Annotated in this window: 7 protein-coding genes; all 7 read right to left on the minus strand. The window is 65.5% G+C overall.

The window, feature by feature from the left end:
• Positions 1-14: 14 nt before the first annotated feature.
• A complete protein-coding gene (fbaA, locus tag JIM95_RS10475; RefSeq protein ID WP_200256416.1) occupies positions 15-1,049 on the minus strand; it encodes a class II fructose-bisphosphate aldolase in 1,035 nt (344 codons plus the stop codon).
• A 335-nt stretch (positions 1,050-1,384) separates the two neighbouring features.
• The gene (locus tag JIM95_RS10480) at positions 1,385-2,584 is read right to left on the minus strand and encodes a glycoside hydrolase family 76 protein (RefSeq protein ID WP_200256415.1); all 1,200 of its coding nucleotides are present in this window, start codon (positions 2,582-2,584) and stop codon (positions 1,385-1,387) included.
• A 90-nt stretch (positions 2,585-2,674) separates the two neighbouring features.
• Positions 2,675-3,373 carry a TrmH family RNA methyltransferase gene (locus tag JIM95_RS10485; protein WP_410170777.1) on the minus strand — a complete coding sequence of 233 codons (699 nt, stop codon included), beginning with the start codon at positions 3,371-3,373 and terminating at the stop codon, positions 2,675-2,677.
• Positions 3,366-3,914 carry an orotate phosphoribosyltransferase gene (gene pyrE, locus JIM95_RS10490; RefSeq protein ID WP_200256413.1) on the minus strand — a complete coding sequence of 183 codons (549 nt, stop codon included), beginning with the start codon at positions 3,912-3,914 and terminating at the stop codon, positions 3,366-3,368. Before pyrE ends, JIM95_RS10485 begins: the two co-directional genes overlap by 8 nt.
• A 6-nt stretch (positions 3,915-3,920) precedes the next feature.
• Positions 3,921-5,309, minus strand: a complete 1,389-nt coding sequence (locus tag JIM95_RS10495; protein WP_200256411.1) for a type III secretion system chaperone family protein — start codon at positions 5,307-5,309, stop codon at positions 3,921-3,923.
• Positions 5,310-5,458: 149 nt separating this feature from the next.
• The gene (locus tag JIM95_RS10500) at positions 5,459-14,008 is read right to left on the minus strand and encodes a DUF7507 domain-containing protein (RefSeq protein WP_200256409.1); all 8,550 of its coding nucleotides are present in this window, start codon (positions 14,006-14,008) and stop codon (positions 5,459-5,461) included.
• Between the two features lie 691 nt (positions 14,009-14,699).
• The gene (locus JIM95_RS10505; RefSeq protein ID WP_200256407.1) at positions 14,700-15,533 is read right to left on the minus strand and encodes a sulfurtransferase; all 834 of its coding nucleotides are present in this window, start codon (positions 15,531-15,533) and stop codon (positions 14,700-14,702) included.
• Positions 15,534-15,609: the final 76 nt, after the last annotated feature.

The following is a 15,609-nucleotide window of genomic DNA, read 5'->3' on the forward strand; positions in this document are numbered from 1 at the left end:
CTACGTCAGAAGTGTCACTTGGAGACGGTGGTGCCGACGGAGTGCAGATCCTGGCAGGTCTCGATGACGCGCTCGGACATGCCCTGCTCAGCCTTCTTCAGGTAGGAGCGGGGGTCGTAGACCTTCTTGTTTCCGACCTCGCCGTCGATCTTCAGCACACCGTCGTAGTTGCCGAACATGTGGCCGACGATCGGGCGGGTGAACGCGTACTGCGTGTCGGTGTCGACGTTCATCTTGATGACGCCGTAACGCAGGGCCTCCTCGATCTTCTCCTTCTCGGAGCCGGAGCCGCCGTGGAAGACGAAGTCGAAGGGCATGGCGTTCTCGTCCAGACCGAGCTTCTTCGCGGCGGTGCGCTGCCCCTCCAACAGCACCTCCGGACGCAGCTTCACGTTGCCGGGCTTGTACACGCCGTGAACGTTGCCGAAGGTGGCGGCGAGCAGGTAGCGACCCTTCTCACCGGTGCCGATGGCGTCGACGGTCTTGGCGAAGTCCTCGGGCGAGGTGTAGAGCTGCGCACCGGCCTTGGCCTCGATACCGTCCTCTTCACCGCCGACGACACCGATCTCCAGCTCCAGGATGATGTGGGCCTTGCGGGCCTTCTCCAGCAGCTCCTGGGCGATCTCGAGGTTCTCGTCGATCGGGATGGCGGAGCCGTCCCACATGTGGGACTGGAACAGCGGGGCCTCGCCGCGGTCGACGCGCTCCTGCGAGATGGCGATCAGCGGACGCACGTAGGTGTCCAGCTTCTCCTTCTGGCAGTGGTCGGTGTGCAGGGCGACGTTGATGCCGTAGTTCTTGGCGGCCTCGTGGGCGTAGGCCGCGAGGCCGACGGCACCCTTGACCATGTTCTTGACGGCCAGGCCGGAACCGAACTCCGCACCACCGGTGGAGAACTGGATGATGCCGTCGGACTCCGCCTCGGCGAAGCCCTTGAGCGCTGCGTTGATGGTCTCCGAGGAGGTGCAGTTGATGGCCGGGAAGGCGAAGCCTTCCTTCTTGGCCTTGTCCAGCATCTGGGCGTAGACCTCTGGGGTTGCGATGGGCATGTGCTCTCCTTTACGTGGTGCGACGTTCTCTGTGTCGACCGCACCGTGGGGCCACGACCGCGGTGCCGCGGTCCGCGACCGCCGGTGCGGTCGTCCTGCCCTCAATTATGCCCCCACCGGCGATTTCTCGCCGCCCCTCCGTGCCCGATTTTGTGTTTTCATGCCCGTTTGCCTGTTTTCGGTCGTGTGTTTCAGGCAAATTCGCAGGTAGTGAGACTGACGCCCACCCCCCGTCCGGGACGTGAGATCGACCACTGTCCGAACAGGCGACCGGGCGGGCACGTCCTCCGGTATCCCGCGGGCAGATCACGCCCCTCCATCGACCCCGGTGCACCTCAGCCGTTGTACGTGTACCCGGCCGCCGACACCCTCGCCGCGGCCTCCATGAGCATCCACCCGGACAGCTGAACGGACAGATCCCGCTCCGGGATCTCGGAACTGCGGACCGCGCCGGCGATCGAGGTGCCCACCACGCCTGCGTTGCGGGGCAGATTCGCGTCCGTCGTCCAGTCCGCCCCGAACACGGGCAGCCCGTCGATCTCGAGCCGGTGCCTCCACACCGACTCCGCGGACGCGAGCACCAGGCGCGCGGCGATCTTGCGGGTCGCCCTATTCAGCGGGGTATCCTCCGACAGGCGGAGGGCGACCTCCGCGAGGTAGCGCACCAGAATTCCCTTGAACAGGCCGCCGTCCCCGCCACCCGTGTGGGCGTCGATCACCCCGGCGGGCGTCGCCATGTCCTTGGCCACCGCGTGCACCAGCTCACGCAGGCGCGTGACCCAGAGCATGAGATGTTCCACCTTTTCCGCGTCGTCGATCCCGGTGATCGGCTGCCCGGGTTCGAGACCCGCACGTTCGCGCAGCTTCTCGGAGATCTCGAGACACGCCCCCAGGGTGACACCCTGGCAGTAGGGATGGACGTCGCGGACGATCTCCGGACCGTGCATCCTCAACCGGACCCCGTCCATGACCAGCCCCTGCTCGTTGATGAGGTTGTCGAAGATCCAGTCGGTGAGGCCGATCGCCCGCTCGAGGCGCTCCGTCCGAGCCATCATGATCGCGGCCGGACCGTTGGTGGGGACGTTGTAGAACGTCTCGTTCGTCCGCCACGGCAGGACGCCGGTGAGATTGTCCGCGCCGGCGATGATGTTGCTCTCCAGCGGCCTGATCGCCTTCGGCACGCGGAACTTCTTCACCTCCTTGACACGCGCACCGGCCAACGCGAGCCACGCCTTGTCGTCGTAGTACCGGTTCGCGGTGAGCCCGCGCAGATTCCGGATCCTTATCCCGCGCAGGGTCCGCCGGATCCGCTGTTGCCGGGCCGGGGTGGGGCGCCGGACGGCAGCATCGACGAGGCAGTCCAGGTAGTGCGCCTGCCACCAGTAGTGCCACCGGAGGAAGACCTTGTCACGCGTGGTCGGGGGCCACGCGACGACGGCCAGGTTGGTGCGGGGAAGCAGCCACAGCCGACTCGCGTGCCGCTCATCGATCGCGGCTTCAGCGAGATCAGCACGGTGGGCCCATTTTTCTTGCACGTTCAGGTTCATCTCTCCCGGTCAGCGGGATGTTACTTATCCCACTCCAGAAACAGTACCCGCCCCGGTGTTTCTACCAGGCCCGTGCGCCTACCAGGCCCGGCGCAGATCGGCGTGCTGAGTGACCCACCTGTGCATCGCGATTCCGGCCGCGACCCCCGCATTGATCGAGCGCGTCGACCCGAACTGCGCGATGGAGCAGGTCATGACAGCGCCCCGCCGGGCGGCCTCGGTGACACCCGGGCCCTCTTGGCCGAACAGCAGCAGGCACCGCTCCGGCAGCCGGGCGGTTTCGAGCGGTACCGATCCGGGTGTGTTATCGACGGCGACGACGGTGATGTCCCGTTCCGCGGCCCACTTCAGGAGGGTGTCGACGTCCGGGTGGTGCAGCAGGTGCTGGTACCGGTCGGTCACCATCGCACCCCGCCGGTTCCACCGGCGCCGACCGACGATGTGCACGGTGTCCACGGCGAAGGCGTTGGCGGTGCGCACGACGGTCCCGATGTTCGCGTCGTTCTCGAAGTTCTCGATCGCGACGTGCAGTGGGTGCCTGCGGGTGTCGATGTCCGCGACGATCGCATCCCGGGTCAGGTACCGGTAGGCGTCGACGACGTTGCGGCGGTCGCCCTCCGCGAGGAGTTCCTGATCGAATCGTGGATCATCCGGCGTCGGTTCACCAGGGTGTTCCTCGGGCCAGGGGCCGACGCCGACCCGCCCGGCCCCCCACTCGGTCGGGCCGGGCGGGTCGGCGTCGTGTTCTCCCCGCGGGTCGGTCAGCCCCTCACTCAAGGCCGAGATCCGACAGGCCGAGCAGGTAGCGGTACTCGAGTCCGGCGTCGGCGATGACCTTGTCCGCACCGGTGGCACGGTCGACGACCGTGGCGACCCCCACGACCTCGGCACCCGCCTCGCGCAGCGCCTCCACTGCGGTGAGCGGCGAATTGCCGGTCGTGGTGGTGTCCTCGACGACGAGCACCTTCTTGCCGACGATGTCCGGGCCCTCGATCCGACGCTGCATGCCGTGCTTCTTCGTCTCCTTGCGGACGACGAATGCGTCTATCGCCCGCCCCTCGGCGTGCATGACGGCGGTGGCCACGGGGTCCGCTCCGAGCGTCAGGCCGCCGACCGCGACGTAGTCCCAGTCCGCGGTGAGTTCACGCAGCAGCTGGCCGATCAGCCTCGACGCCCGGTAGTGCAGCGTGGCCCTCCGGAGGTCCACGTAGTAGTCGGCCTCCCTGCCGGATGAGAGGGTCACCCGGCCGTGGACGACGGCGAGTTCCTTGACCAGTTCAGCGAGTTCTCCACGGGCTTCGGCGGACGAAGGGGTCACGGGTGTTCAGCGCTCCTCGGGGGTAGTCGGTTTTTCGGTGTCCGGGGCTTCGGCGTCGGCCCCGGAGTCGGTGAAGATGCTCGGACCGGTTCGGAAGGTCCGCGGAACGCGCACCCCGCCGGGTTGGGGGGCCGCGTCCCGTCCGTCGGCGATGGCGTCGATCTCATCACCACCGACGGCTCGCGGTTCAACGATACCGCGCTGCTCGGGACGGAACCGGCTGGGCAGTTCCACCGGCTCGTCCGGGCGGTGCACCGGCGGCTGTGCGGGCGACACCTCCGGTCCCTCCACCTCTTCCGCATCCGCTCCGGAATGAACCGGCGACAGGTGGGGCGGAGGAAGTGGCCGGGAGGGATCCAGTCCCTCGGTCTCCCGCAGAGTGGTGGAACCGGGGCGCGGCGGAAGTGTGCACGCGGCGTCAGCCAACAGTGCCATCGGCTCGAGTGCAGCCTCCCAGTCCTCCGGGGAACTTCGCCGGACGAGTTGCGCGATCACCCAGCGCGACTCCGTCCAGATCATCGTCACCGCGGCGGGGAGCGCCTCCATCGCGGCGGTGACCCGCTCGTCGACGAACCGGCGTGCGACATCGGGCTCCGCGCAGAACACCGCGAAGTCCCCGAGTCGGAAGGAACTGTCCCGGTCATCCGCGGTGCGGGTCATCTCGACGACGACCGCACTCCCGGTGACGCGCCGGAACGCGAGGACGGTCTCCGGACCCAGGTCCACCAGGTGGAACTCATGGCCGGAGGTCATGCCGCTGACGACGTCCCTGGCCGCGGCGCCGGTACCGGCGGGACCGAAGCTCCATTCGTCGGTGAGGAACGCGTCGCTCCTGCTGTAGTCGTAGCCGTTGGCCGCAGCCCACCGGCGCCGGTTCCGGCGCGCGGAGCCGGGCAGGTGCAGACCGCCGTGGTTCGCCACCCCGGGACCGGGAACCCGGGACCTTGCGGTGGTGCCGTCAACGTGATCCTCACGCGCGTCCGCTGAATCCTCCGGATCACCGACTCCGCTCAGCCGGTCGTCCCGTTCCTCCGGGGTCAGGACCGGCACGTCGCGCAGCTGATCCTCGACCTCCACGTCGATGACGTCCCCGTAATCCCCGGCGTCACCGGGTTCGCTGTCCACCGGGTCCATCGCCTCAGCGCGGTCCGGTTCGGGAGCATGCTGAGGCAACGGGGTTTTTTCGTCGGGTTCCCGGATCGCCTCCGCACCGGCGGCGGACGTGGCGAGGTCGTCCCCGGGGATGTCGGTGTCGGGGACGACGCCGGAGGCCTCGCCGTCATCGACGCCGTCCGCCCGACGCGCGAGCGCGTCCCGACGGTTCGCGGCGAGCGCCAGGGCGACGGCGCCGGCGGCGGATGCACCGGCGAGCAGGAGGAGAGTTTCGCTTAACATTTGGCTCCGAGTCTAGCGCCCGCACGCCCGGCCCCGCGTACATCGGTCACGGTGTCCGGTGACGGATCCCGCCGATCACCGTCGGGTCCCCGAAACGACGGGACCCGCCCACCTCCTGGTGGAGGTGGGCGGGTCACTGTCGGACGGTGCTACTGCTCGTCGCGGCGCCTGCGGCGGTCCGCGGCCACCAGGCCGAACCCGGCCAGCGCGAGTACGCCGCCCACGCCGAGCGCCACCAGCACGTTGGCTCCGGTCACCGGCAGCCCCTTGGTGGTGCCGCCACCGTTCGCCGCGCCGTCCGTGGCACCCGAGGTACCAGACGCTCCATCGGAGGTACCCGACGTGCCGCCCGGTGTGTCGGACGACGGACCCGGCTGCGACGACGGGGCGACCGGTGCCGTCGGATTCTGCGGGCCGGTGGTCGGCTCACCGCCGGGAATCGGGATCGGGATGATTCCGCCACCGGAGGAACCCGGAATCGGGGCCCCGGTGTTCCCTCCACCGGACGAGGAACCGGGGATCGGGATCGGAATCGGGATGATTCCGCCACCGGAGGAGCCCGGGAAACCGGTACCCCTCTCCACCTTCACCTCGGCGGAATCGGTGTCCGAGACGGTGCGGTCGTCCCGGTCCGGGTCCATCGATTCGGGGATGGTCCCCGTCACCGTGGCCGGACCGCCGTAGGTCCCGGTCGCCGCATCCTTCTCCGTGATCACGTGGGGCGCCGAGGTGCACGTCATCGACTCGCCGGGGGCGAGCGTCGTGGCGGGGCAGCTGACGCCGGCGACCGTGGCGTCCAGGACGGTGACACCCGTCAGGGGGACCGTGCCGGTGTTGGTCACCGTGTAGGTGAAGGTGACGGTGTCCCCGACCCGGTAGGTGTCCTTCGGGTCGACGACGTCCTTGCTCAGGGTGATCGCCGCGTCACGCTTCAGCGTCACGGTGGCGGTGGACTCGTTGCCCTGGACGGGGCGTCCGCCGACCGAACCGGCCGCTGTCGCGGTGTTGACGAGGTCGCCGCTCGCCGCGAGATCGGCGTCGGTGACGGTGATCTCCGCGGTGCAGGACTTCTCCTCACCCGCCGGCAACGTCAGTCCGTCACCGGTGAGCGCCGCGGCATCCCCGCAGTCGAGGGTGACCCCGCGGTCGGTCAGCCACCGGTCGGTGATCTTCAGATCCTCGATCGCGGCGTTGCCTTCGTTGCGGACCGACACCGTGAAGGTGACGGTGTCGCCCGGTGCGACGGGCCCGGTAGGCTCGGCGGACTTGGCGACGACGAGGCGCGGATCGGCCGCGGGGACCGACACCCCCGACTCCTCCGAGGTGACGTTGATTCCCTTCGTCGGGGTCACGCCGTTGACGGTCGCCGTGTTCACCACGGTGCCGGCCTCAGCCTGCTCCGGGGTGACGGTGTAGGCACCGGAGGTGCACACACGCGTCTCGCCGGGCTTGAGCGGCGTGGAGTTGTCACAGGTGATCTCCACACCCGCGGCGGCGAGCTGGGCGTCCTCCACGACGATGTCCCGCAGGGAGACGGCGCCCGTGTTGGTCACGGCGAACTCGTAGGTGATCTCGTCACCGGCACGGTAGACCATGCCCTCTTCGTAGCCGACGACGCTCTTCGCGACGGTCAGACCCGAGCGGGCGCTCACCGGCGTCGTGGCCTTCGCGGTGAGTTCACCGATCTCGAAGTCACCGAATCCTCCGGTGACCGTCGCGGTGTTGACGATGCCGCTCTCCGCGTCGACCTGTTCCTGGGTGACGGTGGTCTCGGCGGTGCATTCCACGACCTGGCCGACGTCGAGGCGTGACCCGTTGGTCCAGGTCTCGCCGTCGAGGACGCACGTCAGTTCGGCGTCGCCGAGCATCGGGTCGCTGAGTCGGACGTTCTCGACCGGGGTGCCACCGCTGTTGCGCACGCGGATCGTCCAGGTGATCGTGTCGCCTGCCTCGACCCCCTCCTCAGCGGAGGAGGACTTGGCGATGACGAGTCCCGGGACACCCGTGTCGACGGTGACACTGTCGGTCGCCTCGACGGGCGTACCGGCGCGGGTTTCACCCCGGACGGTCGCGGTGTTGAGCAGAACCCCCTTGCGGGCGGTCTCCTCGTCGACCTCGAGTGCGTCGGCCCTGCAGTCCATGCTCTCGCCGCGACCGAGCTCGGTCTCCGGACAGCTGATGTTCTTCAGCTTCGGATCGTCCAGCGTGATTCCGGTGACGGCCACGGTCCCGGTGTTGGTGACGGTGAAGCCGTAGACCACCTCGGAACCGGGGGTGTACTGGCGGTCAGGCTCAGCGACCTTCTTCTCCAGGGTGAGTTCCGGCCGGACATCCAACGGTGTGGTCACCGCGGAGGAGCCGGACACGTTGCGACCGTGGAAGTCGCCCACGACGGTGGCCACGTTGACCAGTGTGCCGTCGGCGGCCGTTTCCAGATCGTCCTGCGTGATCCTGACGGTGGCCGTGCACGTCACCCGTTCAGCGATGGCGAGGGTGACACCGCCGGAGGTGATGTCACCGTGGTCACCGCACTCGAGGACCGCGTTTCGTCCGTCGAGCATCGGGTCGGACAGGGTGACCCCGTCGACCGGGGTACCACCGGAGTTGGTGACGGCGATCATGTAGGTGAGGTCTTCACCGACCTTGAGCGGCCTGGAGCGGTCTGCGGTCTTGAGTACCGTGATGCCCGGCTCCCCGACGGTCACCGTGGCGGTGGCTTCCCGGGAATCCACGTTCTCACCGGTGGGGGTGGCGGCGTGGGCGGTGGCGGTGTTGGTGAAGGTTCCGTCGGTGTCTGTCCGTGCGGTATCGATGTCCCCGGGGGTGAGGACATGTCCCGCTGCTGAACAGTCGGTCGATTCGTCAGGTCGGAGCGTGGTCGCGTCACAGTTCACGTCACCGAGCGCGACGTCTTCGACCGTGATCCGGTCAAGTGTCACCTTTCCGGTGTTGGTCACGGTGAAGCTGTAGTCAATGGTGTCCCCGGCGACATAGGCCTCTTTCTCGTCGATCACATTCTTGGTGAGTGTGAGGTCCGCCGGGAGGGCGACCGGGACCACGGCCGTATCCGGTCCGGCGGTCACCATCCGGCCGTTGAAGGTACCTTCCGCACCGACGGTGTTGGAGACGGAGCCCTCCTTGTATGCGGCGTCGACGGCGGTCTGATCGAGGGTGATGCGGGCGGTGCACACGGCGGTGCTCCTGCTGTCCATGCTGATGCCGGTGCCGTCGACGAGCCCCGGGTTTCCGGGGCAGGTGATGCTGCCGTTGCTGTCGGCCACGAGTTGGTCGGTCAGGGTGACGTTCTCCAGCGCGGTGGTTCCGTCGTTGGATACGGTGATCTTCCACTCGACGTCCTGGGTTCCGCTGATCTCCGTGGTGATGTTCTCCTTCTTCACCGTAAGGTGCGGGAGACCGACGTTGACGGTGGCGTCCGAGCCATCCGGATCAGCGACCGCCCGTCCCTTGGTCGGCGTCAGTGCGGAGACGTCGACGTGGTTGACCAGCTTGTCTTTGCCGCCGCTGACGTCATCGTCGGTGATCTCGTACTCGTCTGATTCACAGACGATGTCGCTGCCGGGGTCCAGGGACTCCAGATCGGTGGCGGCACAGTTCAGGTTCACACCGGCCTGCTCGAGCATGGGGTCGGTGACGGTGATGTTCTTCAACGTGACGTCACCGGTGTTCCGGATGACGAACCGGTAGCGGATCCTGTCACCGGAGGTGTACTCCGGTTTCGGGTCGATGACCGACTTGGTGATCGTCATGCCGGCGAGGTCGCTGACCTCGACCTCGGCTGTCGCGGTCGGGCTGTCGTCCCAGGTGCCGTAGCGTCCACTGGTTCCGGCGGTGTTGACGAGGGTAGTCTCCGCGTCGATGTCCGCCTGGGTGATCTCGTCCCGCCCGGTGCAGACGATCTGCCCGCCGTTCGGCGCGAGCGTGACCCCGGCAGCCGGAACAGCCGGGCTGCACTCGAGATCCACTCCCCGCGCCTCGAGCACCTCGTCGGTCACGGTGACGTCGTTCAGTGGGGTGTCTCCGGTGTTGGTGACGGTGATCGTCCAGATGACGGGATCGCCTGTGCGGAGTTTCTTCCCGGCCGGGATGTCGTTGGTCTTCTCGATCGCGATTCCGGGTTCACCGGCCACGAGGGTGAGGGTGGAATCATCCTCGACCGTGGCGTCGTCACCGGGCTTCCTGCCACTCACCGTCGCGGTGTTGTCGATCTTCTTCGCCGCGGCATCGGCCTCGGTGACGACGTACGCCTCCGTGGCGGAGCACGTGACCTCCTGGCCGGGGGTGAGCAAGGTCGGGCAGTCGTTCGGGGTGTTCCCGAGAAGCGGATCGGTGACGGTGACGTCGTGGAGAGTCAGCGATCCTTCGTTGCGGAGCGTGAACCGGTAGGAGATCTGGTCACCGGCGATGTACGGCTCGTGCCGGTCCTCGACGGACTTCTCTATCGAGATCGCCGCGTCGTCGGGGAGGGTGACGGTGACGGTGTCCTCGACGGGGCCGACCGGAGTCCCCCTGTAGTCGGCGGTGACGGTCACGTGGTTGGTCAGGGGCTGCCGGGCGTCGATGTTCTCCTGGGTCACCGTGTGTGTGGCGGTGCAGGCGTAGGAGTCGCCCGGATCGAGGGTCGCGCCATCGGCGGAGAGCAGATCCCCGCGTGCCGCCGCGGCGTCAATCGGGTAGAGCGAGCCTGTGGCGTTCTTGAGGACACAGCTGATGTCCAGAGCGCCGGCGCTCCAGTCATCCGCCAGCCTGACATGGTTCAGAACCGCGTTGCCTGTGTTCTCACCGGTGATGGTGAACGAGGCCTCGTCCTTGGCGACGAGTGCCGCGGTGTCGCCTCCGTTGACGCTCTTGTCGACGGTGATCGCGGGCCGCGGACTGAACAGGCCGAAGTCGATGTTGTCGATGAGATCCCGTCGGTTCGCGGGAACGGTGAGGTCGGTGACCTCACTGCTACCGTTGTTGGCCGGATTCCGGCCGGACTGGGTGACCTCCATCCCTTCCGGTACGTCGATCCGGACCGTGTATTTTCCGGGGACGAGATTGTCGAAGTCGTAGTTTCCCCGGTCATCGGTCACCGCTGTGGCGATGACGGTGTCTCCGTCGAGGAGGGTGACCGTGACGCCTTCTCGGGGGTCGTCACCGGCGACTCTTCCGCCGGTGTTCTCGACATCGTCGTACACGGTTCCGGTGATCTGCCCGGAGTAGACCTCGGCGCGGACCGGGTCCGGTGCTGGAATCGGCGGATTCGATGTGCCGTCTGCGGGCAGAACGGTCATCCCCATCCTGTTTACGTAGATGTCCCGGTTGTGGTTTCCCTCAGTTTGGAGGACGACCTTGATCTGGGAAGAATCACCCGAGTTCAACTCTCCTCCCCGGTACTTCAATGCCGTGATCCGCTTGCCGCCGGGCGCATGCTGTTCCTCGATGGCCTCGGTGCTGAGCAACTTCCAGGTGGTCCCGGTGCTCGGATCGGCGTCGACAGGCCGTCCACCGTCCTGGCGTGAGAAGGCACCACAGGCGGCACGCTCGTCGTCGTGGGTCGCCGATTCGGGACACGCTGATACGGTTGCCGGATCGTCGGTGGTGTAGTAGATCTCCACTTCCGGTTGTCCCCCGGCGAGTCGTGCCGCGGACTTCAGGGTATATGTACCGTGATATCTGCTGCCTCGCTCATCGCCGTCGTACGGTAGAACATCGATGTACTCAAATGCCGGGTAGGACAACGCACTGTCGTTCGACACCGTCGTGATGAACGCGACGTCCGAGTTGAGTGGGACCTCATCTTCCACCACGGATTTGTCCGCGCTGAGGACATCGATCCGAGGCACGAGAATCGTGCCCCTGATCGAGTTCCCGTTCCAGGGGTAGTACGCCTCCGGATCGACGTATCCCCTGTCGATCCAGCTGTCTTCCGCCCCGGCGGAAGGGTCCTTCAGGTGTCCCATACCGGTACCGAAGGATTCCACCAGGATGGGGAACTCCTGTCCGGGAAGTGCCCAGGCGGGGGTCTCAACCTCTGCCGAGAACACCGGTGGTTCATTGTTCCGCCAGACGAGCCAGTCGGACTCCCGTTTCACGCGTTCCGCGAAACCGACGGGCAGAGCGGGATCGTTCAGTGGGTCACCGGAGGTGTTCTCCTTGTCACCGAACAGCCAGGAACGTTCAAGGTAGTGGTCTTTGCTTACCCCGCAGTCGTTGTAGTCCTGGGACAGTTCCGTCCTACGGACGTAGGTCACCCCCGGGGGGAGATCGTCAGCATCGACGTTGAGACACTTTGACAGGAATACGCGGGTGTAGAAGCGATTGGGTTCTCCATTCTCGTCGGTCCCGTTGAGCGCAGATGTGACACCATCCGTGAAGTTGATTCTCGGGTAGGAACGGACCTCGACCGATTGCCTGCCCCGTCCGGGTGTGTTCTTCTTCTTGGTACGGTCCGGACCGTACCACCCGGGCATATTCATCTGTCCTACGGATACCGTCGGTTTCGTCGACTGGTAGATGACGTCACTGACCGCGGGCGAGTATTCCCCATCACCGGACGCCACCCGCATGTAGTTCCGTGTCACATAGTATCGACCACCGTTGATCTTCTCTTCATTTCCGGCGATCTTATCCGGGTTGAATCCCGCGGCATCGTAGGTGAGGGCTGTCGGTTTGGTGAAGATCCCGTCACCATCGATCTCGATGAGGAACCCACTGATGTCGCGGTAATCGGTTCCCGGGCCGAACACATCCGCGAGTCGCCAGGACCCCAGAGCCTCGTCACCGGGGAGAATGAAGTTGTCCTTCGAGCAGTCCGGTTCACCGTTGCCGTCCCCGACGAGGTCCCTGTTCGTGAAGTACACCCGAGCATTCGGATACACCTCATTCAGCCGAGGTGTGCTCTTCGTGCTCCAGCCGACGTGGATCCTCTTGTCACCCCCGAAGATCTGATAGCCGGGTTTCCATGCAACACAGATCCGCGGGTTGTCCCGGCCCTGCAGAGGATTGATCTTGAGCTGGACAGGTGCCTGACGGAGTGCAGCCCTTTTACCGGTGGCTTCGTCCACCGGACCACGACCGTAGTTCTGGTCGACCTTGGTCGAGATGCAGTCCTCGCCCTCAGCACACTCGTATTGACTGAGATTCAGCGTGTGCCTGACCCAGTTGTTGTTGGGGTAGTTCCTGTTTGACCCTTTTTTGAGTCCCGCTTCAGTGTTTTCGGTGGAGAAGTCTTTGCCCATGTTTGATCCGGGATCGACTTCGTCGTCACCGAAGTCGGCGTTTCCGGCGAATTCGGGAAACGCCGACTCTTCTCCAGAGGGTCCCCTGACCTTCGTGGGGTTGTGTTCATCGTCGATCGCGAGGAACTTCGAGGAGATCTCTATGCCGTCCTCCCTGGGCAGGTCCTCCGTGGGGATGAAGAATCGGAAGGAGGGATACCGGGAATAGGAGACGCTGGGAAGGAAGTAGGATCCGCTGATCTCACCGACGACGTAGGGACCCCCGTCGTCCAGATCCGCGGGAACTGGATCACTCCCGTCGAAGGAGGTCAGTACCTGACCGGGATCCACTCCCTCTGGGAGCGAATCCGCGTCGAGAACATACTTCAAAAGCTGTTTCGGGAGCTTCGCCCCGTTCTTGCCATTCAGACCCGCCCCGCTGTATCCGGGGTAGTAGAGATGGGTGATGCCGGGTTGCGCGCTGATCGCCCGGTAGGACCTGCCGTTGATGACCACGTCGGAAGGTGCGACACTGGTGGCCGCGACAATGAGGTCGAACCGCTCGACCCTGAGGATGTTCAGGTCCTTGTCTGAATCGAGGGACACCGGTTCAGTGGAGATCGGGGGAATGGCGGCGTCATCGCCGGAAACGACCGGCGTCACTGTGCCAACCAGGTGGAACCTCCCCTTCAACCTGTAGGTCTCCGTATAATCGAAGGGACTCGCACTGACATTGACCGGTACCGTCACCGAATAAGGTTCACTGTTTTCGAAGGTGACCTCCACCTCACTTGATGAGATGGGCCTGATTACAACTCCATTCTGTCCCGTGGTCGTCACGATCCGGGTGGGTATGTTCCGCATCGATGCGCGCTCACCGGTTTGGACATCGATCCAGTTCAGGTTGATGCGAAACGTTGCGGGGCCATTCGATGCCGTCTTGCTCAGCGTGAGAGAGTACTGCGCGGAGTCACCGGCACATACGTTTCCGTCGGTCGTCGTCTCATCGGACTCCTCCTCGGGAAAACCGTGTTTCACGTTGATGCCGCAGGGGTACGAAACATCAGACCCCTGCCCTTTTCCTGCGGAGACCTGGGTGAGGGCCACACCGAGAGCCGAGCCGTTCTCCCCGGCGACGACGGTATTTCCTTCCGGTAATGCTGTAGCCGCGAGAGGTGCGACCACCGGTGCGTCGACATCCGAGGGCTCGAGAAGCAAATCGGGAACTTCGGGGACATCACCGTCTCCGGCCGTTGGATCACCGTCGCCAGCGGGGACTGCCTGAGGTTCGGAAGTTCCGGATTCAGGCACATCTGTTCCTGAATCCGGAACTTCCGTCCTTTCATCTACGGCAGCCGACGGACCGGCGGTCTCCGCCTGCTCCGCTTCGGATCTGGCGGGCATCGCGAGTAGCGCGAGCATCACGCAGATGACCGCGATCAGAGCGGCGATGCTCCGCCCGGCGTGACGAATGGGCATGCTTGGCCCCGGTGACCCAGCGGACGATTGGTGCAGCGTTGACACAGATAAGACCCCTTATCCTGATCGAGTGGGACTCCCGGGAGGCGGATTTTTCGGTCGCGGAACGAGGAAGAAAACAGACAGGAGTCCCTTATTTAAGGATCACCTTATCCACAGGAACGCCACAGTTGCCAACCCCAATACCCCGCAAAACAATATTTCTCCCCCCGGAACAACTGTGAAGTCGGGAGATCCGGAAAACGCGACCACCTGCACCGGGTATCTCAGAAAACCCCGGGAAAAGACCACTTCCGTTCACTCGTCTCCACCAGGATCACCGATTCCCGATATACAGACAGCCCGACATGTGGAGAAACAAGCGCCCCAATCAGCACCACGGCAGACACTGCTTTTTCTCCCCTGGGATGAACGAACTCCACACTCCCGACAGCCACCACGCCGGTGACTCCACCTGCGCCCCACCGCGCAGTTCCAATCGCTTCGCGTGCCCCGATCCCTTTCATTCCGGCATCTGGAGAACCGCTGAACCGCTGCCGTTTCCATCCGGAAATGACCCGCCCCCCCGATTCCACCCGGGGGAGCGCAGGTCTGACATGCTGCCGTCCCCAACCCATGCACAATCCGGACACGAAAAGTACCCCACCCGATCAGCGGGGATCGGGTGGGGCACTCAGATTCCCGGGGAGAATCAGACCGTGGTCGCCACGGGGTTGGACGGCGTCGCGCACCACTGCGACCAGCCACCGCTGTACACCGCGGCCCCGGGTATACCGGCATGATGCATCGCCTCGACCGCCAGTGCGGAGTGAAGCCCCGATCCCGAGTAGATGATCACCTTGGTCGGATCATCCATTCCGACGGCCTCGAACTCCGCACGGATCTCCTCCGGACTGCGCAGAGTGTGGTCCTCGTGGGTAAGTCGGCGGGTCGGGAGGTTCACCGCTCCCGGGATGTGGCCGGCCTTGAGGTCGAGGCGCTCCTTGCGACCCTGGAACCGGTTCTCCTCCCGGACATCGAGCAGCAGGCCGTCGAAATTCTTCACCTCATCAATGGTCGCCACGGGCAGCTGTCCCGGATTCACCCGGAGTGTGCACTTCTGCGGCAGGTTTCCCGGACCGCCGGCGTGCCTGCGCCCCTCCCTGATCCACGCCGCGAGACCGCCGTCGAGGATCCGGACGTCCGGCACACCGGCCCAGGTGAGGATCCACCATGCACGCGCCGCCATGAGGCCGCGACCGCCGTCGTAGACGACGACGCGGTGCTTGTCATTCAGGCCCCACCGCTCGAACCATTTCTGGAGAATAACCGGGTCCGGCAACGGGTTCCGACCCAGTTTGCTCGACGGCGCCGCCGCCAACGCACGCGCCGGATCACAGAAGATCGAGTTCGGGATGTGCTTGCCGCGGTAGTACTCGAAGCCGGCGTCCTCGGGGCCGGGCAACCACATCGACGCCAGGAGCGTCGTCTTGATTCCGGCCTGCATTCCATCGGCGAGTTCAGTTGGCGTGATCAGAAGGCTCATGCACCCCAGGGTAGTCAAGTTCCGGCGTCGGGGGATGGGGTGCGGAGGTGGAGCCGGGCCAGCGTAGAACCACAAA

Source organism: Corynebacterium antarcticum, assembly GCF_016595285.2.
Lineage (GTDB): Bacteria > Actinomycetota > Actinomycetes > Mycobacteriales > Mycobacteriaceae > Corynebacterium > Corynebacterium antarcticum.